We start from the raw sequence: 19133 nt of genomic DNA, 5'->3' as shown, positions 1-19133 counted from the left end.
TCTTGAGCAGGCGACTCATCCACACACCTGCCATGAGGAGACAGATATATCCGACCGAAAGCGTGAAGATGTAGAGCGAGGCAGCACCTACCTTGCCGATGGGCAAAGCTAGTAGCCACCAGTTGAGAAAGAAGAGAACAAAGCCTACAGCGAGCACGACCCCAATCTTTGGCCAAGTAATGCTCTCCTCTTTGACTCCCTTGGTTCCGAGACAGGATAGCGCGAGGAAGACGAGGCAGAAGAGTTTCGTCCAGAGGACGGATGAGAAGAGGCTGGTTGTTCGCTGAAAGTTCATGAGGATCTTGTCCACGATACCGAGTGTGAAGCCCCATGTGAGGAAGGCTTCATAGCAGAACCAATACGCATTGATAAGGAGGAATATCACGGAGAGCGCTCTCATGAAGTCCATGATCTTCCCGAGAGCTCTGAGGTCGTCTTCTTGTGCCATAGCTGTAATCTTGTTAAAGTTAGAATAGGGAGGTTGGTTTGTTCAGCCTTTTCTTCTCTTGAGCCTAAGCTGATGTCGTCTACGGAGCTTGCGTTGCCAGCTTGCTTCCTTCCAATCGTCGTTACCGGTTGTAAGGGGAAGATCTCCGATAAGTTCGTCTAATACCGCCTCCATGGGGTTATCACTTTCTTCCGCTAGGAGGGGGATACTTTGGGCGAGACCCTTCGGTGCCTCCCCGGGGGATGATAAGTGGCCATAGAGCTTTTCGTCTAGGAAGCGATTAGACTCAGGGGCTGAGAAGTAGGTTTCAAACTGCTTGGCGGCATAGCCCTTTCCTAGGCGAGAGCCATTGAGCGCTATACCAAGGGTGTCATCGATGAAGGTGATGCCATAGATGCGTCCACCCTCACTTTTACGAATGAGGCAGCGTAGCCCGCTCTTCTCTAAGCTAGCTGAGAGTTCTTCCTCCGTCTGGGGGGAGGAGCGCATCACGGCCAGCACACGCTGGCGTATCTCAGGGAGGAAGGGCTTGATCCTTTGCTTGGACTGTCTCATTTTGTGCTGGAGAGCAGTGTATCCTACGCCTCGCCCAATCTTAGAGGCGGGCAGGGGCGGGCAGAGCTTATTCCCCGCCTCGTCAGTAGGGGCGTAGACGAGACCATTGTATTCTCTACCTCGATAGGAGTTCTTGACCTCTTCGACAGTCAGCTGGTAGGCCCCTAGAATGGCCTTGAATTCACCTAAGGAGCAGAAGTGGTAGTGCGTTAAGAGCCCACGAAGAGTTTGGGCGATCTCGCTTCGGATATTATCTAGGGGTAAGTGCTCTTGGGAGGCGGGGGAGTTTGTCTTCTGCTCCTTGGTGGGAGTGCTGGGGATGAGTCCATACTTACGCTCCAAGAGGTCGGTGATTCGTTTGCTGCGTCTGTTCTCAAACTTGTCGTTGATCTTCTCCCCAGCGCTATTGACACGGAGTGATACGATATGTATATGTTCACGGGCGATGTCGTTATGCTTAAAGACAATGTAGGGCTGCTCGCCATAGCCGAGTATCTGCATATACTCCTGGGCGATTTGCGTAAGCTGTTCATCGGATAGCTTTTCGTCTGGGTGCGGATTAAGCGAGCAATGAAAGACCACATTCTTCGTGCGACACTTCTTAGGAATAGCTGCCTGCATATCGCTAAGCACTTCTTCCATGGTATAGCCACCTCCAGGATTGGCATACAAGCCCTCAGCCAGGAGAATACTCGCGTCCCCAGATACTACCTTTTTGAAGTTGTAGCCGAGGGCTCCAGCTAGATTTTCCGAGCTCGAGATCTTGGCAATCATCGCTTCCGGTAGTCTAGGGTTAGGCTGATAGCTTGCTGCTCGAGGGTGATAATTTGCTGGGAGTACTGCTCTAAGCGTTGAAGCATTACCTGTGCTGCCTTGACCGAATGATAGCTGTTGATCGCCTTTACTGTTTGGTTGTAGAGGATGCCTATCTTATGTGTTTGGGCCGTCAGCTGGGAGAGTTTCCGGTAGTATTCGACGGCGGATTTATCTACGGTGATGACCTTAAAGCTCTCGTCTAGGAGACGAGCACGCACGAAGTCTGACTTCGTTTTGGCTCCTGATTTATGGAAGAGGGCGATCACTTTCTCTTGGTCTTTGGTGCTGGGCAGTCGGGTATCCCATCGGTCCCAGCGTTCTATCCTTTCAGACATAACTCTTGGTGTAGTAATTACGACTTCGGAGTGATTCTCTCCCCTCTTGGGGCAAGGGTCTTTGTCGGCAAAACGATAGTTTGTCGGACAAAGACACACCTTGCCAGTAGAAAGAGTTGATTGCGATGAAGCATCCAGCCCTTTAGGGGGCTGTCTCCTTCGGTCGTGTTAGACGATGTTTCTATTCTACTGCAAAGTTACTTCCTCGTTGTAAGTGGCTTGCTATAAGCATGCTGCCCACTTTGTCCTTGCCTTTCCCGTCTCTTCCTTGGCTTCTAGAAGGGGGAAATTAAGCTCTTACTTTGCAGTCAGAGCGAGCGATAGAGCACTCGAGATGTCGATTAATTAATTTCTCGAGACCTCGAGATCTCGAGATCTCGACATCTCGAGATGCAGTCCTTGCGATTGCTTAAGTGATCTCCCGCTTATTGTCTCGCTCGTCATGGTAATTAATTCAGTTCTCAATTGCTTGCTATGCAAAGCTCTCGACCTCGACCTTTATATCTCGGTTTCTCCTCACAGAAGGGCGGAGTGGGTAAGAGTACCCTAGCCGAGATCCTCAGCAGTATGCTCTACTATGAGGAGGGTATCTCGCTCTTTGTCGTGGACTGTGATCTGACTCAGGACTCCTTCTTCAAGCTCCGTGAACGAGAGAAGGGGACGATAGGAGAGGATCCAGCTCTGACGGCTTATATGCAGACTTACTTCCATCAGCTCGAGCGTCGCTCCTACCGCATCATCAAAGCTCGACCAGAAGAGGCAGTTGCTCGAGCAGAAGCGCTTGCGATGCAGTATCCCGAAGAAGGCTACCAGTTGGTCGTCTTTGACTTCCCTGGTCATGCGGGGACGAGGGAGCTTCTTGAGCTCTCGCTGGAGATGGATTATATCCTCTCGCCCTTGGAGCCTGACATCCAGTCGATGGTCGCCTGCCTGAGCTATGCTAAGAGCATCCAGGACTTGGGTGTCTCGATGCAGACGGCTCGGATCAAGGATATCTGGCTTCTGTGGAATAAGGTTGATCGACGGGTGCGCAATACGCTGGTCACACATTACACGCAGCATATCCAGAAGGAGGGGCTTACGCTTGTCCCCTTCCCGATTTATAGGACGCATCGCTTCTCGCATGAGCTGTCGATGTACGGGGCACGTGGGGTCTTTCGCTCGACTTACCTCCCGCCTAACAAAGCCCTCCGAGTCGGGACGAACATCGATGAACTAGCTGGATGGGTTCTCAGTGCCCTCCAGCTATCCATACCGACGACTGATGGCCACGATTGAAGAGAAGCGCCGGCGCCTAGAAGCTAAGCTCCAAGAGATGGCAGACGATGGGGTACTTCAAGGTCCTTCGTCAGCTACGGCGAACTTTGATCCCATCGATGAGGAGCGGAGCGTGCCGGAGAAGACGGTGCTATCACCATCCTCGGTGCAAGTAACGGCATTAAGCCCCTCAGGGGAGGTCTTTACGATTGAGGAATACCGGGCGAGCTACTTTGTCCCCTTGCGTATCCGCGAGAAGACCTCCTTTACGATGAATGCCGAGACGCTGGAGATCCTCCGCAGTGTCTTGCAAGACCTCCATGAGCGTGTGTCTATGGTGAGCTATATTGACAACATCATCCGTGAGCACCTTAGAGCCCATCGCGAGCTCCTCAACCAAGCCAGCGCTAAGCAACGGCGTAAAACGACGATTCCCCTATGATGACGACGATACTACTCTGCGTGCTCCTCTTGCTGGGTATCGTGTGGCTTGCCCTTGGTATCGCCTACAGCTACGAGCGCTGGAGGGGCTTATCCCGCCAAAGGATAGGTCAGCGACAAGAGCCCCGGCAGCGTGAGGAAGAAGCACACGAGCTGGTTGCTAGGAGCAAGGGCTTGACTGCCCATGTTATCCCTCCCTTTCCCGTGTCTTCTATGACTGAAGAATCGAAGCTGAATGCGCCTACTTTTGCGGAGCAAAGCGCTGAGGAGGAAGGCAAAGAACCGGTAGCGATGTCGGACGTCGAAGCTGAGCGTCTAGAAAATGAAGAGCTGGATGTGGACTACACGATGGCGGTGATCGATGAGGAGGAAGTCCTTCGTGAGGAGCTGGAGTGGAAAGCTGATAGCGGCGCTGAACTCTCTTCTACAAGTGTCCTTTCCCGTGACCTCCTCCGCCTAAGTCGGTGGAGCCAGAAGGATGATCTTCTTGATGAAGAAGCACCCGATACGGTCTCCTTGTCGCTCCGAAGTCTTCGGGGTACGGACCTCCTAGCGCAGTACCAAGCGGAGCTCCTGAGGCAGGAAGCTGTGCACAAGAAGCTCCTTCAGGCTATCCGCGAGGCGGAGTCTGAGACGGAAGAGGTGGCGCCTCTTCCTCCAAGTCAAGACGCCAGAGCCGACATGCAAGGGCTCGACTATTACCTATGATTCCCGTATAGTAATCATTCATGATCCTAGAATATGAACACTAAGAAACTTGTTTTTCTGTTACTTGCCCTCTTCCTAGCGCCCGTCGTAGCGGATGCCCAAGGCAATGGTATGGCAGGGATTAACGAAGCCACGAAGATGGTAACGAGCTACTTTGATCCCGGCACGAAACTGATCTACGCCATCGGAGCTGTGGTAGGGCTCATCGGGGGCATCAAGGTCTACAACAAGTTCTCCTCGGGTGACCCAGATACGAGTAAGACGGCAGCCTCTTGGTTTGGTGCCTGTATCTTCCTCATCGTGGCGGCTACGATCCTGCGTTCCTTCTTCCTGTAGGTAATGGCCAGCTGGGAAATCAATAAAGGCGTAGGACGCACGGTGGAGTTTAAGGGGCTGAAAGCGCAGTACCTCTTCCTCTTCGCTGGAGGCTTGCTGGCGACCTTCATCGTGGTGGTCGTGCTCTACCTCCTTGGCGTCAGCCAGCTGCTCTGCCTCGGCATAGGCGTATTGGGTGCCTCACTTCTGGTGTGGCAAACCTTCGCTATGAACCGCAAGTATGGCGAGCATGGACTGATGAAGCGGGGGGCGCTACGCTCTCATCCCCGGTACTTGGCTCATCGCCGTAGCGTCCTACACTTATTCCACCGGCTCAAATCGTCCAGAAGATGAGACACAAGAGCAAGACCTGTAGCTTGGAGGCCAAGTTCCCTCTGCTTGCTGTTGAGCAAGCTTGCTTGATCAGTAAGGATGCCGATATTACGGTAGCCTTTCGGGTGGAGCTACCCGAGCTCTTCACCGTGACCTCGGCTGAATATGAAGCGATGCACTCGGCATGGCATAAGGCCATCAAGGTGCTTCCTAACTTTAGCATCGTACATAAGCAAGACTGGTTCATCAGCGAAGAGTATCAGGGCAAGCTCTCTGAGGGAGAGCTTAGCTTTCTCGCACGCTCCTCGGAGCGCCACTTCAATGAGCGTCCTTATCTCAAGCACTCGGTCTATCTCTTCCTTACGAAGAGTAATAGGAAGCGTATGGCTCAGCAGAGTAACTTCTCTGTGCTCTGCCGCGGGCGTCTTGTTCCGAAGGAGATTGAAGATAAAGATGCCGTCATCAAGTTCATGGAGGCGGTGGACCAGTTCGAGCGCATCATCAATGACACGCTGCTCCTTCGTCTGGAGCGTATGACTGAGGATGAGCTTGTGGGAACGGGAGACACTCCTGGGCTTTTAGATCGCTACTTCAGTCTCTCGGAGGAGGGGCATGCTTCGCTTGAAGATATTCAGCTCGGAGCGGACCTTGTCCGTGTTGGGGATCACCGGCTTTGCTTGCATACGCTCAGCGACACCGAGGATCTTCCGACACGGGTCAGTACCGATGGGCGCTATGAGCGGCTATCCACAGATCGCAGTGACTGTCGTCTGAGCTTTGCCTCGCCTGTGGGCTTGCTCCTTTCCTGCAACCATATCTACAATCAGTACCTCTTCATCGAGGATAGTGATGCGACCTTGGAGCGCTTTGAGAAGCAGGCGAGGAACATGCACTCTTTGGCACGCTATAGCCGAAGCAACCAGATCAACGAGGAGTGGATACAGGAGTACCTCAATATGGCCCACTCTCAGGGCTTGACCTCCATTCGTGCCCACTTCAATGTGCTAGCCTGGAGCAGTGAGGCCGATCAGCTCCGCCAGATCAAGAACGATGTCGGCTCAGCTTTGGCCCTTATGGAGTGTACGCCCCGGCACAATACCATCGATACGGCGACGCTCTATTGGGCAGGCATTCCCGGGAATGCTGCAGACTTCCCCTCGGAGGAGAGTTTCTATACCTTCATCGAGCCAGCGCTATGCTTCTTCACGGCTGAGACGAACTACAAGGATTCGCTCTCTCCCTTTGGCATCAAGATGGCCGACCGCCTGTCGGGGAAGCCAATTCATCTGGATATCTCTGATCTGCCGATGAAGAAGGGCATCATCACCAACCGCAACAAATTCATCCTTGGTCCTTCGGGTAGTGGCAAGAGCTTTTTCACGAATCACATGGTGCGGCAGTACTACGAGCAGGGCGCCCACGTCTTGCTCGTCGATACGGGTAACTCGTACCAAGGCTTATGCGAACTCATACACCGCAAGACTAAGGGAGAGGATGGGGTGTACTTCACTTACTCGGATGAGCACCCCATCTCTTTCAATCCATTCTATACCGATGACTATGTCTTCGATGTCGAGAAGCGCGAGAGCATCTGTACGCTCCTGCTTACCCTCTGGAAGTCTTCTGAGGAGCGGATTACCAAGACGGAGGCAGGTGAATTGGGCTCGGCGGTCAATGCCTATATCGAGCTGATTAGAGCCGACCACACAATCACTCCATGCTTCAATACCTTTTACGAGTATCTGCGTGATGTGTATCGAGAGGATATGAAGCAGCGGGAGATCCAGGTCACGCTCTCCGACTTCAATATCAATAACCTGCTTACAACGCTTAAGCAGTACTACCGAGGAGGGCGCTATGACTTCCTGCTGAACTCGGATAAGAACATCGATCTCCTATCTAAGCGCTTCATCGTCTTTGAGATTGACCAGGTGAAGGACAACAAAGATCTCTTCCCTGTGGTGACCATCATCATTATGGAAGCCTTCATCAATAAGATGCGTCGCTTGAAGGGGATTCGCAAGATGATCCTCATCGAGGAGGCGTGGAAGGCGATTGCCTCGGCCAATATGGCGGACTATATCAAGTACCTCTATAAGACGGTCAGAAAGTTCTTTGGCGAGGCTATTGTCGTGACGCAGGAGGTGGATGACATCATTCAGTCGCCCATCGTCAAGGAGAGTATCATCAATAACTCGGACTGCAAGATTCTCTTGGACCAGCGTAAGTACATGACCAAGTTCGATGGCATACAGGTGATGCTTGGCTTATCGGATAAAGAGAAGAGCCAAATCCTTTCCATCAATCAGAGTAATGACCCTCGACGCCTCTACAAGGAGGTATGGATTGGTCTAGGCGGGATGCAGTCGGCAGTCTATGCCACGGAGGTTTCCCTTGAGGAGTACCTCACCTATACGACCGAGGAGACCGAGAAGCTAGAGGTGCTCCAGCGGGCTGAGCGTCTTGGGGGTGATATGGAGGGAGCGATACGGCTCCTGGCTCGAGAAAAACGGCAGAAGAAATAAGCAGCTAAAACAACAGAGACAATGAAGAAGTACCTTCTGATGGCTCTCTTAGGAGGGAGCCTTTTCACGCAACGAGCCCATGCTCAGTGGGTGGTGAGTGATCCCATGAACTTTGCTGGCAATATTGCCAATACGGTCAAAGAGATTGCCACGGCGGGCAAGACCGTCAAGAACACGCTGGCGGGCTTCAAAGAGATTGAGAAGCTCTACAATGACACCAAGAAGTACTACGAAGCCTTGAAGAAGGTCAATAACCTGATTGGCGATGCCTACAAGGTCAAGGAGTGCGTCTTGATGGTGGGTGATATCTCTGAGATCTATGTTAAGTCCTACAAGCGGATGTTGCAGGATAAGAACTTCAGACCCTCCGAGCTGGCTGCCATCGCCTCTGGCTACACGAAGCTTCTGGAGCAAAGCGGGGAGAGTCTCAGGGAGCTCAAGTCTGTGGCAGGGAGCAATGTCTTCTCGATGAACGATAGCGAGCGTATGCAGATGATCGATCGCATCTATACGACGCTCCGAGAGTATCGCTCGCTCGTGTCGTATTACACGCAGAAGAACATCTCGGTCAGCTATGTGCGTGCCCGAGCTAAGGGGGATCTCTCAGCTGTTCGTAGTCTGTATGGCAGTGAGGTAAGTCGTTACTGGTAGGGAGAGGCTTATGGACTTTACAAGTTTGCACGAGCTTCTTCGCTCAACCTATCAGGAGATGCTGCCCCTGGCTGGGGAGATGACGGGGATTGCCAAAGGTATTGCCGGACTGGGAGCTCTCTTCTATGTAGCTCTTCGGGTATGGTCATCGCTAGCGCGAGCTGAGCCTGTGGATGTCTATCCGCTTCTTCGTCCCTTTGTCCTGGGCTTCTGTATCATGTTCTTCCCTACGGTGGTTCTTGGGACGATGAATACCGTTCTATCTCCCATCGTGCAGGGGACGGAAGCCATGGTCAACAAGCAGGAAGGGCAGCTTGCCGAGCTTACAGCCAAGCGAGATAAACTCAAGGAAGAGGCCTATCTCCGTAATCCCGAGACCGCCTACTTGGTCTCCAATGAGAAGTTCGACCAGAAGATCGAGGAGATGGGGATCATTGGCCCCGAAGATGCCATTACCATTGCAGGGATGTATGCTGAGCGCGCAGCGTATCAGACGAAGCAGTGGTTTATGAACCTGATTCATGATCTGATGGAGCTCCTCTTTCATGCCGCCAGCTTGATCATCGATACGCTACGCACCTTCATCTTGATCGTCCTCTCCATCCTTGGTCCTGTGGTCTTTGGTATCGCTGTGTGGGATGGCTTGTCGGGCTCTTTGACGGCATGGTTCTCTCGCTACATCTCGGTCTATCTGTGGCTACCCGTCAGCTCCATCCTTACGGCCCTGCTTACAAAGATTCAGGTCTTGATGATCCAGAAGGACATCTCCGCCCTGAGCGATCCCAATTATCTGCCTGATTCAGGCTCGTGGTATTACATCGTCTTTTTCCTCATTGGCATGGTGGGCTACTTCTGTGTACCGACCGTTGCTGGGTGGATCATTGAAGCCGGAGGCGGTATTGGTTCCTATGGACGTAATGTCAATCAGGTGGCTCAGCGAGGGATGCAAGGGGCTTATGCTGGAGGTAAGGCAGCGGCTGCAGGAGCCGGTGCCAGCATAGGAAACCTTGGTGGGCGCATCAAGGGTGCTCTCATCAAAGGAAAGTAACATAAGAGTGCAGTATACACTATGGAATTTCAATCATTAAAGAATATCGAGACGGCATTCCGTCAGATCCGCCTCTACATCCTCCTCTTTGCCTTGCTCTGTGCCGGAGTCTGTGGCTATGCCCTCTATAGTTCCTACCGCTTTGCCGAAAGGCAGCGTGAGAAGATCTATGTCTTAGATCAGGGCAAGAGCCTGATGCTGGCACTTAGCCAAGATGCCTCGCGTAATCGCCCTGTAGAGGCTAGGGAGCATGTCCGTCGTTTTCATGAGCTCTTCTTCAGTATCGCTCCCGACAAGGATGCGATTGAGGAGAACATGTCCCGTGCCTTTGCCCTCTGTGATAAGTCAGCCTTCGATTACTACAAGGACCTAGCGGAGCAGGGTTACTACAATAGAGCGATCTCGGGCAATGTCAATCAGCGTATTGTGATTGACTCGATTCGCTGCAACTTCGAGAGCTATCCTTATGAGGTGACGACCTACGCCAGGCAGTTCATCTTAAGACAGAGTAATGTCACCGAGCGAAGCCTGGTGACGAGCTGCACGCTTCAGAATTCGGTTCGTTCGGATGATAACCCGCAGGGCTTTCTGATGGAGCACTTCCTTGTGCGTGAGAACCAAGATCTACGGAGCTATAAACGCTAAGCCGATGTCTACTCGCTTTTCCCTCTATCGCTACTATCTCGGGCTACACTACTGGCTTCGAGCTCGCTGTGATCGGCTTAGCCCCGAGGCTCGTCGGCGCTTAGTCTATGGTATCAGTCTGCTCTACCTAGCCTGCTCCCTTATGATGCTGGCCCAGGTCTTCTTCCCTAGGCAGGAAGCACGCCAGCTACCTATTCCCAGACGCCCGCATCTGGATGCGCCTCTCCGCCCGTCTCAGCTGGATAGCCTCGGGCGTGAACTCTCGAGAATCACTCATCAAAAGATAGCACACTATGGATAAGAAACAGCAAGAACAGCTTCACAAGGGGCTCGTCTTCGGAGGGCTGGGGCTGCTCTGCGCCCTCTCCCTGTGGTTCATCTTTGCCCCCTCAGACAAGGATAAAGGCGCAGAGCAAGAGGGACTTAAGGATATCCCTGAGGCTACGGTGCGCCAGCTCACCGATAACAAGCTCAAGAGCTATGAGCTCAGTGACAAGTCGGCTTCAGAGAGTGAGACGCAAGCGGAGATTGGGCGCCTCTCGGATTACTTTACCGAAGAGCCCGCCTCGCTCGAAGCACAAGGACAGAGCTCCTCAACGAAGATTGAGGGCTCCCTTCAGCGCTATGAGGAGAATAAGCGTCTCTTGAGCTCCTTCTATGCCACGGACCCTATTGCAGAGGAGCGTGATGCTTTGCGAGCCGAGAATGAAGATCTCCGTGAAGCTCTACGTAAGAAAGAGAGCGAAGAAGATGATGAGGAGGAAAAGCAACTTCGCCTGATGGAGCGAAGCTATCAGATGGCCTCCAAGTACCTACCCAAGGGTGGGGAGCTTCCCGCTAAAGCCTTTCTTCGAGCAGAAGAAAGGCCCATCGTAGAGCCAGACGCGGAGAGCACTCCCCAAGGGCCCAGGATGGAGGTCCTCGCAGAGCCAAAGCACATGGTCTCTAGCCTAGCTCAGCCCATGGCTGATTCGACCTTCATACAGGAGTATGGCAGCACGGAGCGTCATCTAGGCTTTCACTCGGCGCTTACTCAGCCCTCTTCCACCCAGCGCAACACCCTGCCCGTGGTGGTCGATCATACGACGGCACTACGGGAGGGAGACTATGTAGCCTTGCGCCTTTTAGAGCCTGCTCGTATCGGGGAGCTACGTATCCCACGGCAGAGCTTGCTGATCGCTCAGGCTAAGCTCGGGGGGAATCGCTTGCAGCTCCTTGTCAAGAGCATGGAGATCGGTGGGCGTATTATTCCCGTCAAGCTCTCGGCCTATGACCTTGATGGGCAGGAGGGGATCTATATCCCGGGGGCAGAGCAGGTCTCAGCCCTGAAGGAGGTGGGGGCGAACATAGGAGGCTCGGTAGGCACTTCCTTCACCTTTGCGAGCTCGGCAAAAGATCAGATCATCTCCGAGGCAGCTCGTGGCGTGATGCAAGGAGCGAGCCAGCTCCTTCAGAAGAAGCTCCGCACCCTTCAAGTGACCATCAAAGGAGGCTATCGTCTTTTTTTAGTTCCCAGTAAGTAAACAGCAAAAGCACTACGACAATGAAGCAATGGATTCTTTCTGCCCTACTCTTCGGGGCGAGTATGACTACCGCCCTTGCTCAGACTACGACCGATAGTCTGAGAGCTCAGACGGGCTATCGTCCGCTTTCCACGGGCGATCTCTATCAAGGGATGAGCAAGACCATCCCCTCGGGGCGTGTGGTCTTACCCTATGGTCTTGAGGTCACCTTTGACAAGACCTCGCACCTGATCTTCCCCTCCGCTATCCGCTACGTAGACCTCGGGAGCAACAAGCTCATCGCAGGGAAAGCGGAGGATGCGGAGAATGTCCTGCGTGTCAAGGCCGCCGTGCGAGACTTTGAGACGGAGACCAATATGAGTGTCATCTGTGAAGATGGCTCCTTCTATGCCTTCAATGTGAAGTATGCCGAAGAGCCTGAGAAGCTCAGCATCGAGATGGCCGATTTCTTGTCAAGCACGGAGGGTAGGCTACCGAGCAATCGTGCTGACATCTACTTCAAGGAGCTGGGGAGTGAGTCGCCCATCCTCGTGAAACTGATGATGAAGACCATCCATCAGAATGATCAGCGGACGGTCAAACACATCGGGGTGCGCCAGTTTGGGATACGCTTCCTCCTGCGTGGCCTCTATGCGCACAATGGCTTACTCTACCTACATACCCGCATCGACAATGAGACGAACCTCCCTTACTCGGTGGACTTCATCAGCTTCAAGGTCGTCGATAAGAAGGTGGCTCGACGTACGGCCGTCCAGGAGCAGGTCCTGCAACCGCTACGAGCCTACCACGAGGTGACTCGGGTGCGTGCGGAAGGGTGCGAGCGCACGGTCTTCGTGCTCGAGCAGTTTACCCTCTCCGAGGACAAACAGCTTGAGGTAAGGCTTTACGAACGAGGTGGCGGACGCACGCTTGCCTTCTACCTCGATGAGGAAGACCTTCTACTTGCCAGGAAGATTGACAATCTTAAACTCAAGTGGTAGCCCTATGAAGAAGTTGTGTTTACTACTCACTTGGGCTCTCTGTGGGTTCTTCTCTGTAGAGGCACAGCGACTCATCCCGAAGCAACAAGGGATTGAGCTCATCGCATCCGTGCCACTGATTAAGGGAGAGAAGGTCTTTAGCAAAGAGCACTGGGGTGCTGGTGTGTCGCTTACGAAGTACCTCAAGCGAGCAAACTATGCCTTCCTCTTGGCTGAATACGAAGAGCAGCGACTCGCGTATCGTGACTATGACGTTCCAATGCGTGATATGCTCCTTCAGCTGGGCTATATGCAGCCGCTTCTCTCAGATAGGGGTAAGAACATCTTTACCTACCTAGGGCTCTCTGCCCTCGGTGGCTACGAAGAACTCAATGAAGAGAAGTCTTTGCTACCCGATGGAGCGACGCTTCTTGACCGCTCTCGCCTCGTCTATGGCGGGGCGGTGCATAGCTCCGTCGAGTGCTTCCTTTCGGATAGGCTACTGCTTGTCCTCAAGGCTCAGGGGCGACTGCTCCTCGGGTCTGATCTACACCGCTTTCGTCCCGCCCTTGCCTTGGGACTGCGCTTTAACCTATAGAACGAAGACGAAGAATGAAAAGGAAATTTATGAATGCGCTCTGGGCTGTGGGGCTACTTGCCGTGGCGAGCCTTTGTCTCCCTGCTTGTGACCGCGAGCTGGAGGTACAGCAGGCTTATAACTTCTCGCTGGAGACGATGCCCGTCCAGAAAGACCTCCGCAGGGGCGAAACGGCTGAGATACGATGCTCCCTCAAGCGGGCGGGTCGCTTTGCTGGGGCTCGCTATACCCTTCGTTACTTCCAAAGCGAGGGTAAGGGGATGCTGAGGCTAGATAAAGGCGTAGCACTCAAGCCTAATGACCGCTATCCCTTAGTGCGAGAGGAGTTTCGCCTGTACTATACCTCGCAGTCAGCAGATCGGCAGACCATCGACGTGTACATCGAGGATAACTTCAGCAAGGTGCAACAGCTGACCTTTACCTTCAATAACAAGAAGGCAGAGTAGATTAAAAGAAAGATGATATTGACGCTCTGTCTGCTGTATCTCGGGGCTTTGCCTTCGACACAGAGGCGAGTGCGTTGGACAGACTTACCGCCCTTTGAGCGAGCTGTGCTTTGCGTCAAACACTTTGAGGGCTGGCACGGCAAGGAGCATCATCTCTATGTCGGCTATGGTCACGAGCTTAAAAAGGGCGAGAAGTTTACGGCAGAGATGACAGAGCGACAAGTTGACTCCCTCTTGCGAGCCGATCTTTGGGAGCGTTTTGAGGTGTTTAAGGGCTATGGCAAAGATGCCTTGCTATTAACACTGCTCTCTTACAATGCTGGTGTGGGGCGCCTGCTTGGCTATGGCAAACAAGGCAAAAGCAGGCTGCTTCGCAAGATTGAGCAAGGGCAAGGTCTTGAGAGTACTACTCAGACGCAGGAAGATGGAGTTTGCTCTGTTTTATGTTCCCTGATATTCAAAGTATGGTCATTGTGAGGGCATCGAATTATGAGAATCGGTTTATTGTTTATTCTATTCGTCTTTATAATTATAAATGAGTACTTTTGCAGAGTAATATTTATGAAACAGAAGGTTATATTTATATTGTTGAATGACTACACTGACTGGGAAGGAGCGTTTCTTTCCACAGCTCTTCATGTAGGCGTAGTGCCGGGAAGTGATGTCAAGTATGAAGTATATACTGCGGCTCCGACCATGGACGCAGTCCGTTCCATCGGTGGTTTAAGAACCTTGCCCGACTACTCTTTTGAGAATATGCCGAGAGATTATACTGCTTTGGTGCTCATTGGTGGAAACAGTTGGGATTCACCCGAGGCTGAACTTGTCTCCCCATTGGTTCAGGAGGCACTGAGTAAGGGTAAAATCATTGGGGCAATATGCAACGGATCTTCGTTTTTATGCTCACACGGCTTCCTAAACGATGTCAAGCATACGGGCAACGGTCTTGACCAGCTCAAGCAATGGGGCGGGGAAAGCTATACCAATGAGGCAGGATATGTGGAAGAGCAAGCCGTCAGCGACAAGAATATAGTTACTGCAAATGGTCTAGGGTATTTGGAGTTTACTCGCGAGATGCTTCGTTTGCTGCATGCGAATACCCCTGAGGTGATAGCTGGATGGTATGATTTCTTCAAGAATGGATTTTTTAGGTAACTGCATTTCTTCTGGTTGCCTGCTCGCTTCAAAGACAAAGAAAAGAAGCCCCGAAACGATTTACTAAATCGTTTCGGGGCTTTTGTTTTTAGGGGCTATGGCTTAGGCTACACGGCTCTGTATCTGCTTGATGTTTCGGTGTACAAGGTCAATGATGCGATCGTGGTACTCGGTGCTCTTGTTCTGCAAGCCACGGCACTGAAGGACTTCCATCGTTTCAAGCGATACCTCGATGGTCTCTATCCGCTTGCCCTCAATGCGAGCCGATAGAATAAGGCTCTTTTCCTTGAGGTGATACTCATTAGTGAATACGCAATGGTGTAGAGCTTGTCCTTCCTCGATATACTCCTGCACACTCTCCAGCACTCGGATTTGGATGGTACCATCAGTGAAGGCAACGCCAAAGAATGGGGCTTTGAGTTTTTGGAATCGTGCTTCATCCTCCTGCGCCTTCTGTCGTTTGTGTTCCTCTTGTTCTCGCTCTTGTCGGGCCCGCAACTTTCGGAGGATCTCGTTGTGGGCTTGCTGTAGATCCTCGGGGCAAACGTAGTGGGCGTTGTGCGTGTCCTTACCTAACCTCTTGAGCATATCCACATAGTCGCACCAAAGGGCGATGTCTGTAATGTCATAGCCCCTTCGGAGTGTGATTTTGTAGGCTGGCCAATAGGCATCCCAACTCCTTGGACAGCTGAGGAAGTAAGCAAGATGCTCGGTGCGTCCAGCTTTCAGTAGGGTCTCGGCTCGGCTGTCCGTGAGGAGCGCTGGGATAAGGCTTGTGGGAGCGGTGCCATAGCACTTACCCTCAAAGCCATTCCTCTTTAGGGTATCGCTTAGCTTAACCTTGGGGCATAGAGGGCAACGAGCGACGAAGCGGTAGGCTTCGTTGTCCCGACGAATAGCCATAGGCGAATAGTAGGCAAAGCTATCTATATAATGTCCCATCGTTCGCTGTACGGCGACAATAGACTGCCTGCCACGCTCATCCCACCAATACTGACCAATCTCCATGACGGAGGAGCTGGCTTGGTAGCCTTTCTCCATACCCGCAATAAGCAAGTACATACGCAAGACTTGATACCCTCCCGAAGTGGTCAGTACTGTGAAATACTGCCGTTGCTTTAACTTCCTCGCCCTTGTCGTTATGACCTCTAAGTCTGCCCCACACTGGGGGCAGGTGCAACGCTCGGTAAGCTCAATCATTTGCCACGAATGCCCACAATCCATACAAGTGGTTTTGCCCTTGGGTAGGCGGTAGGCATAGTGGTCAATGCACTCACGGAATGCCCACTGCCTCTGTGCCTTCGTTATGGGGCGGAGGTGCTTGCTTTGAGCGAGGACGGCTCGCTCAAACTTGTTTCTCGGTTTCATAGCTACATATCAAATAGGGAGGGTTGGGGTACTTGCTCGCTGTCGGTGCTTGCCTTGGCTTTCACTCGCTTCGGCTCTTGCAACCTGCGTAGCTCCTGGGCTTGATACTGCTGTATCGCCTGCTTGCGGGCTTCTGCTTTCTCTTCCTCGGTGAGGACTAGGGTATGATTGACGACCACATGGCAGGCGACAGGGCTACCCACTTCTAGATCGTCCTCATCATAGTAGTGTAGCGCCATGGAGTAGATCTCATCGTCCTCAAAGCCGTTGCAACCGCTCTGCTGTACCTGCTGTAAGATATAGGTAATGCAGTCCTCGATGTTCTTGTGGGGCTTTGCCAAGTTAGGAGCAAACAGAGGGTCTGTAGCTGCTCGTAGGTTGAGGTATTCGGCTATGGTACGGGTGAATTGTTCTGTTCCGCTCATTGTCCTTAGTATTTAGGGATTTCTACAATCTGGTTGATACGTCCGTAGAGGAGCTTACGTAGGCTCGTTCGGTCAGGGGCATAGTATTCTGCCCATTGTCCGTATTGCTTGACCAAGTACTTTTTCAGCACATCGAAGAAGTCAAAGCGGTAGCCCATCACGGGGACGGCGGTGCGGAAGTAGGTGTTGCTGTTCACGGCTTCGCATAGCCAATCCTTTTCCTCACGGCTCATCGCTTCGCCACGATTGAGCTTCACACGCAGGAGGTAGGCTTCACAGGCACAGAGGGTTTCCAAGGGTTGCACCTCCCACTTCACGAACCTAGTCGCAACGGCACACGCACACTTCTCAAGCCCCGAACTTATGCGGTAATGGGAGGAGGAGCTATCTCCTTTTCCTTTCATCGAAGATCTGGTATTTACATTCTGCTTATCCATAGTGACATTTTTTTTATGCGTCCAACGATCGGAGTATGCTGATTCCTTTTTCGAGCAAGACAGAGGTAGCGGGGCGATGGCGGACACAAGGTTTGGGGGGAAAATACTACCTGGAGCCCTCGGGGCGGAAGTGTGGAGATTTTCCTGCCAACCGCAGGCACCGACCTTGGGGTAGCCCCAGCCCCATCCTACCTTTGCGAGGGAAAAGAAACAGCATCCGTCGCTTACGTATTAAGTGGAGCGTCTGGATGAAGAAGCAGAAGTGCAAAGCCTATAAGTCGAAAGTAAAAAGGTGGCTAGCTCCTGAGAGCCAGCCACCCATCTAGAGTATGAGGAAGTATCCTTGCTAAAGGATGCAGATCAGGATCGCCACGAAGATGGCTAGCCAGAAGAGGAAGCCGAGGATGGTGAAGGTGACCTGTAGGACGGTTCGTACGACGAAGCGTAGCAGGAGGAAGCCCGCTATGATACCTACAATCGTCACGAGCTGTGGTGTGACGAACCTCGAGACGAGGTAGACAGCAGCTACCACGAGTGCCAGGAGAAGCGCCAGCTCAATGATACGTCGCCAGTCGATGGAGCGAGAGGGAGGAGCTTGCTCCTTCACCTGCTTGTTGGGAGTGGCCTTGCCCCTGATGAAGACGGGGCTATGCGGATCGTGATTCATTGCTTGAGTATTCATATCTGGGGACATGCTAGAGATTCAAGAGCAGGGGCAAGATGCTCCGAGACACAAAGGGCAAGGGCGCTTGCCTCTTGACGTGTGAAGCGGAGCGTATATCTTGGCTCTTGATACTCGCATGTCCCCTGGATGAAACTTGTTCTTGAGCTTACGCTTCAGCCTTGTCGAGAGTGGGGAGGTGATTCTCCTCGATGAGTAGGACGATGGTACCCGTCAGCTCGGTGTAGAGTAGCTCGTACTCAGGACTGCCGTCGAAGTCATCGTGGAGCTCGTATTTGGAGAAGACCGCTTGGACGGACTTGTTGCCCAGGAGGATGGGGGCGAGCCTATAGGGAAGGGGATCGGGAAGCTCTTCGGAGAACTCCTCCATTAGGATGGAGACGAGGGTGTCATACTTGGAGAAGTGGAGTCCCTGGTAGAGGATCTCGCTAGCCATTGCCTCCGCTTCGAGGTGCGAGAAGCCCTGGGCTACGCTATCGCAGTAGGAGGAAAGGGCTAGGTCTGTACGAGCTCCGATGAAGGCGCTGTTGGCCACTAGCTCGGGATGATGGTCTCTGAGGTAGCCTTCCAGCTTGAGTCGGAAGTAGGAAAGCTCTTTCTTAGTCTGGTTCATAATGTAGCTTATAGCTTATGATGAGATGATTGATTGGTTTAGAGGCCCATGGCTTCGTTGAACTTATCGAGCTTACCCGCTAGCTGCTCCATATCGTGCTCGATCTTCTTGCTGGTGATGCGGGCATAGATCTGTGTAGTCTTGATGTTGGTATGTCCTAGCATCTTGGAGACGCTCTCCATCGGTACACCTTTGCTGAGCGACATCGTCGCAAAGGTATGACGAGCTAGATGGAAGGTGAGCCGCTTTTGTACTCCACACACGTCTGCGATCTCCTTGAGGTAGGCATTCATCTTCTGGTTGGAGAGGATGGGGAAAAGCTTCCCGTCCTTGGAAGTCGTACTCGAGCTATACTTTTCGATGATGGCCTTGGGGATGTCTAGAAGGAGGATGTTACTCTCCACGCTTGTCTTCTTTCTTCGTGTCATGATCCATGCCTTTCCATCCAGGGTGACCAGATGCTCTCGCCGAAGATTGGCCACATCGATGTAGGCAAGTCCAGTGAAGCAGGAGAAGAGGAAGAGGTCACGGACGAGCTCAAGGCGAGGAATCATCAGCTCCTTATTGGCTATCCTCAGGATCTCCTCGTCGGTGAGGAAGCCTCTGTCCACTGGGGCGAGGTGGAAGTGGTGATCTCGAAAAGGATCTTGGAGGAGATAGCCCCGCTTGAGAGCATAGATAGTGACGGTCTTCAAGGTCTTCATCTTCTTGACTGCGGTGTTGTAGGCACACAGAGCCACTGTCGTGAGGTATAGCTCGAAGTCCTGGATGATGGCAGGCGTGAATTCCATCAGTCCGATGTCCTTACGCTTATACCGGTGCACTAGGAACTCGAAGAAGTGTCTACGCA

The 19133-nt window shown here is 52.6% G+C and carries 24 protein-coding genes and 1 pseudogene; 16 read left to right on the top strand and 9 right to left on the bottom strand.

The features are described 5' to 3' along the window. The 3 genes from HMPREF0636_RS02635 to HMPREF0636_RS02625 form a co-directional block, all read right to left on the bottom strand. On the bottom strand, positions 1–448 hold a 448-nt coding region (locus HMPREF0636_RS02635; RefSeq protein ID WP_044168319.1), incomplete at its 3' end, for a YWFCY domain-containing protein. A 42-nt stretch (positions 449–490) separates the two neighbouring features. Next, on the bottom strand, positions 491–1777 hold the full coding sequence (gene mobB / locus HMPREF0636_RS02630; protein WP_044168318.1) for a conjugal transfer protein MobB: 1287 nt from the start codon (positions 1775–1777) through the stop codon (positions 491–493). Then, positions 1774–2154: a plasmid mobilization protein gene (locus tag HMPREF0636_RS02625; RefSeq protein ID WP_044168315.1), complete on the bottom strand. Its 381-nt coding sequence runs from the start codon at positions 2152–2154 to the stop codon at positions 1774–1776. The genes mobB and HMPREF0636_RS02625 overlap by 4 nt, the downstream gene beginning before the upstream one ends. Positions 2155–2628: 474 nt before the next feature. On the opposite strand from HMPREF0636_RS02625, the gene HMPREF0636_RS02620 reads away from it, so the two are divergent. The 16 genes and pseudogenes from HMPREF0636_RS02620 (at position 2629) to HMPREF0636_RS02545 (ending at position 14758) form a co-directional block, all read left to right on the top strand. Further along, on the top strand, positions 2629–3432 hold the full coding sequence (locus tag HMPREF0636_RS02620; protein WP_044168314.1) for a ParA family protein: 804 nt from the start codon (positions 2629–2631) through the stop codon (positions 3430–3432). Further along, a complete protein-coding gene (locus tag HMPREF0636_RS02615; RefSeq protein ID WP_044168313.1) occupies positions 3419–3853 on the top strand; it encodes a DUF3408 domain-containing protein in 435 nt (144 codons plus the stop codon). Before HMPREF0636_RS02620 ends, HMPREF0636_RS02615 begins: the two co-directional genes overlap by 14 nt. Further along, positions 3850–4560, top strand: a complete 711-nt coding sequence (locus HMPREF0636_RS02610) for a hypothetical protein (RefSeq protein ID WP_052328714.1) — start codon at positions 3850–3852, stop codon at positions 4558–4560. The genes HMPREF0636_RS02615 and HMPREF0636_RS02610 overlap by 4 nt, the downstream gene beginning before the upstream one ends. A gap of 33 nt (positions 4561–4593) precedes the next feature. After that, on the top strand, positions 4594–4896 hold the full coding sequence (locus HMPREF0636_RS02605; RefSeq protein ID WP_044168312.1) for a DUF4134 domain-containing protein: 303 nt from the start codon (positions 4594–4596) through the stop codon (positions 4894–4896). Between the two features lie 3 nt (positions 4897–4899). After that, positions 4900–5229 carry a DUF4133 domain-containing protein gene (locus HMPREF0636_RS02600; RefSeq protein WP_005467912.1) on the top strand — a complete coding sequence of 110 codons (330 nt, stop codon included), beginning with the start codon at positions 4900–4902 and terminating at the stop codon, positions 5227–5229. Then, positions 5226–7733 (top strand): TraG family conjugative transposon ATPase, encoded by a 2508-nt coding sequence (locus HMPREF0636_RS02595; protein WP_044168311.1) that lies wholly within the window; start codon positions 5226–5228, stop codon positions 7731–7733. The genes HMPREF0636_RS02600 and HMPREF0636_RS02595 overlap by 4 nt, the downstream gene beginning before the upstream one ends. Positions 7734–7754: 21 nt before the next feature. Beyond that, entirely contained in the window at positions 7755–8384 is a 630-nt protein-coding gene (locus HMPREF0636_RS02590) for a DUF4141 domain-containing protein (protein WP_044168310.1), read from the top strand. A gap of 10 nt (positions 8385–8394) precedes the next feature. Then, complete coding sequence (traJ, locus tag HMPREF0636_RS02585; RefSeq protein ID WP_044168309.1) at positions 8395–9432, top strand: conjugative transposon protein TraJ; 1038 nt, start codon at positions 8395–8397, stop codon at positions 9430–9432. Positions 9433–9453: 21 nt separating this feature from the next. Further along, positions 9454–10077, top strand: a complete 624-nt coding sequence (traK, locus tag HMPREF0636_RS02580) for a conjugative transposon protein TraK (protein ID WP_044168308.1) — start codon at positions 9454–9456, stop codon at positions 10075–10077. A 4-nt stretch (positions 10078–10081) separates the two neighbouring features. Next, entirely contained in the window at positions 10082–10378 is a 297-nt protein-coding gene (locus HMPREF0636_RS02575) for a hypothetical protein (protein WP_044168307.1), read from the top strand. Further along, entirely contained in the window at positions 10371–11600 is a 1230-nt protein-coding gene (gene traM / locus HMPREF0636_RS02570) for a conjugative transposon protein TraM (protein ID WP_044168306.1), read from the top strand. The genes HMPREF0636_RS02575 and traM overlap by 8 nt, the downstream gene beginning before the upstream one ends. A gap of 20 nt (positions 11601–11620) precedes the next feature. Next, on the top strand, positions 11621–12580 hold the full coding sequence (gene traN / locus HMPREF0636_RS02565; RefSeq protein WP_044168305.1) for a conjugative transposon protein TraN: 960 nt from the start codon (positions 11621–11623) through the stop codon (positions 12578–12580). A 4-nt stretch (positions 12581–12584) separates the two neighbouring features. Beyond that, on the top strand, positions 12585–13157 hold the full coding sequence (locus HMPREF0636_RS02560; protein ID WP_044168304.1) for a conjugal transfer protein TraO: 573 nt from the start codon (positions 12585–12587) through the stop codon (positions 13155–13157). A 14-nt stretch (positions 13158–13171) separates the two neighbouring features. Further along, positions 13172–13603 carry a DUF3872 domain-containing protein gene (locus tag HMPREF0636_RS02555; protein WP_044168303.1) on the top strand — a complete coding sequence of 144 codons (432 nt, stop codon included), beginning with the start codon at positions 13172–13174 and terminating at the stop codon, positions 13601–13603. 12 nt (positions 13604–13615) lie between these two features. Further along, positions 13616–14057, top strand: a pseudogene (locus tag HMPREF0636_RS02550) (lysozyme). A 107-nt stretch (positions 14058–14164) separates the two neighbouring features. Continuing rightward, positions 14165–14758 (top strand): type 1 glutamine amidotransferase family protein, encoded by a 594-nt coding sequence (locus tag HMPREF0636_RS02545; protein ID WP_044168322.1) that lies wholly within the window; start codon positions 14165–14167, stop codon positions 14756–14758. Between the two features lie 102 nt (positions 14759–14860). On the opposite strand, the gene HMPREF0636_RS02540 is transcribed toward HMPREF0636_RS02545, so the two are convergent. The 6 genes from HMPREF0636_RS02540 to HMPREF0636_RS02515 form a co-directional block, all read right to left on the bottom strand. Further along, positions 14861–16126, bottom strand: coding sequence for a PcfJ domain-containing protein (locus HMPREF0636_RS02540; protein WP_044168302.1), 1266 nt, complete (start codon positions 16124–16126; stop codon positions 14861–14863). 2 nt (positions 16127–16128) lie between these two features. Next, the gene (locus tag HMPREF0636_RS02535; protein WP_044168301.1) at positions 16129–16551 is read right to left on the bottom strand and encodes a PcfK-like family protein; all 423 of its coding nucleotides are present in this window, start codon (positions 16549–16551) and stop codon (positions 16129–16131) included. Between the two features lie 5 nt (positions 16552–16556). Further along, positions 16557–16955, bottom strand: coding sequence for a hypothetical protein (locus tag HMPREF0636_RS02530; protein ID WP_081748380.1), 399 nt, complete (start codon positions 16953–16955; stop codon positions 16557–16559). A 379-nt stretch (positions 16956–17334) separates the two neighbouring features. Next, positions 17335–17670: a hypothetical protein gene (locus tag HMPREF0636_RS02525; protein ID WP_044168320.1), complete on the bottom strand. Its 336-nt coding sequence runs from the start codon at positions 17668–17670 to the stop codon at positions 17335–17337. A 148-nt stretch (positions 17671–17818) separates the two neighbouring features. Further along, the gene (locus HMPREF0636_RS02520; RefSeq protein ID WP_044168300.1) at positions 17819–18283 is read right to left on the bottom strand and encodes a DUF1896 domain-containing protein; all 465 of its coding nucleotides are present in this window, start codon (positions 18281–18283) and stop codon (positions 17819–17821) included. A 38-nt stretch (positions 18284–18321) separates the two neighbouring features. Beyond that, positions 18322–19133 (bottom strand): site-specific integrase (locus HMPREF0636_RS02515; protein WP_044168298.1); only part of this gene is annotated, 812 nt, incomplete at its 5' end.

The sequence above is a fragment of the Porphyromonas catoniae ATCC 51270 genome, from assembly GCF_000565015.1.
Taxonomy (GTDB): Bacteria; Bacteroidota; Bacteroidia; order Bacteroidales; family Porphyromonadaceae; genus Porphyromonas; species Porphyromonas catoniae.
This window is presented reverse-complemented; position numbering and strand designations above follow the sequence as displayed.

Excerpts from the sequence above, each read along its gene's own strand:
- traJ (WP_044168309.1), top strand. The coding sequence starts at position 8,395 with ATGGACTTTACAAGTTTGCACGAGCTTCTTCGCTCAACCTATCAGGAG.
- mobB (WP_044168318.1), bottom strand. The coding sequence starts at position 1,777 with ATGATTGCCAAGATCTCGAGCTCGGAAAATCTAGCTGGAGCCCTCGGC.
- traK (WP_044168308.1), top strand. The coding sequence starts at position 9,454 with ATGGAATTTCAATCATTAAAGAATATCGAGACGGCATTCCGTCAGATC.
- HMPREF0636_RS02600 (WP_005467912.1), top strand. The coding sequence starts at position 4,900 with ATGGCCAGCTGGGAAATCAATAAAGGCGTAGGACGCACGGTGGAGTTT.
- HMPREF0636_RS02605 (WP_044168312.1), top strand. The coding sequence starts at position 4,594 with ATGAACACTAAGAAACTTGTTTTTCTGTTACTTGCCCTCTTCCTAGCG.
- HMPREF0636_RS02560 (WP_044168304.1), top strand. The coding sequence starts at position 12,585 with ATGAAGAAGTTGTGTTTACTACTCACTTGGGCTCTCTGTGGGTTCTTC.
- HMPREF0636_RS02590 (WP_044168310.1), top strand. The coding sequence starts at position 7,755 with ATGAAGAAGTACCTTCTGATGGCTCTCTTAGGAGGGAGCCTTTTCACG.
- HMPREF0636_RS02595 (WP_044168311.1), top strand. The coding sequence starts at position 5,226 with ATGAGACACAAGAGCAAGACCTGTAGCTTGGAGGCCAAGTTCCCTCTG.
- HMPREF0636_RS02525 (WP_044168320.1), bottom strand. The coding sequence starts at position 17,670 with ATGAATACTCAAGCAATGAATCACGATCCGCATAGCCCCGTCTTCATC.
- HMPREF0636_RS02620 (WP_044168314.1), top strand. The coding sequence starts at position 2,629 with ATGCAAAGCTCTCGACCTCGACCTTTATATCTCGGTTTCTCCTCACAG.
- traM (WP_044168306.1), top strand. The coding sequence starts at position 10,371 with ATGGATAAGAAACAGCAAGAACAGCTTCACAAGGGGCTCGTCTTCGGA.
- HMPREF0636_RS02520 (WP_044168300.1), bottom strand. The coding sequence starts at position 18,283 with ATGAACCAGACTAAGAAAGAGCTTTCCTACTTCCGACTCAAGCTGGAA.
- HMPREF0636_RS02575 (WP_044168307.1), top strand. The coding sequence starts at position 10,082 with ATGTCTACTCGCTTTTCCCTCTATCGCTACTATCTCGGGCTACACTAC.
- HMPREF0636_RS02625 (WP_044168315.1), bottom strand. The coding sequence starts at position 2,154 with ATGTCTGAAAGGATAGAACGCTGGGACCGATGGGATACCCGACTGCCC.
- HMPREF0636_RS02540 (WP_044168302.1), bottom strand. The coding sequence starts at position 16,126 with ATGAAACCGAGAAACAAGTTTGAGCGAGCCGTCCTCGCTCAAAGCAAG.
- HMPREF0636_RS02610 (WP_052328714.1), top strand. The coding sequence starts at position 3,850 with ATGATGACGACGATACTACTCTGCGTGCTCCTCTTGCTGGGTATCGTG.
- traN (WP_044168305.1), top strand. The coding sequence starts at position 11,621 with ATGAAGCAATGGATTCTTTCTGCCCTACTCTTCGGGGCGAGTATGACT.
- HMPREF0636_RS02615 (WP_044168313.1), top strand. The coding sequence starts at position 3,419 with ATGGCCACGATTGAAGAGAAGCGCCGGCGCCTAGAAGCTAAGCTCCAA.
- HMPREF0636_RS02545 (WP_044168322.1), top strand. The coding sequence starts at position 14,165 with ATGAAACAGAAGGTTATATTTATATTGTTGAATGACTACACTGACTGG.
- HMPREF0636_RS02530 (WP_081748380.1), bottom strand. The coding sequence starts at position 16,955 with ATGAAAGGAAAAGGAGATAGCTCCTCCTCCCATTACCGCATAAGTTCG.
- HMPREF0636_RS02555 (WP_044168303.1), top strand. The coding sequence starts at position 13,172 with ATGAAAAGGAAATTTATGAATGCGCTCTGGGCTGTGGGGCTACTTGCC.
- HMPREF0636_RS02535 (WP_044168301.1), bottom strand. The coding sequence starts at position 16,551 with ATGAGCGGAACAGAACAATTCACCCGTACCATAGCCGAATACCTCAAC.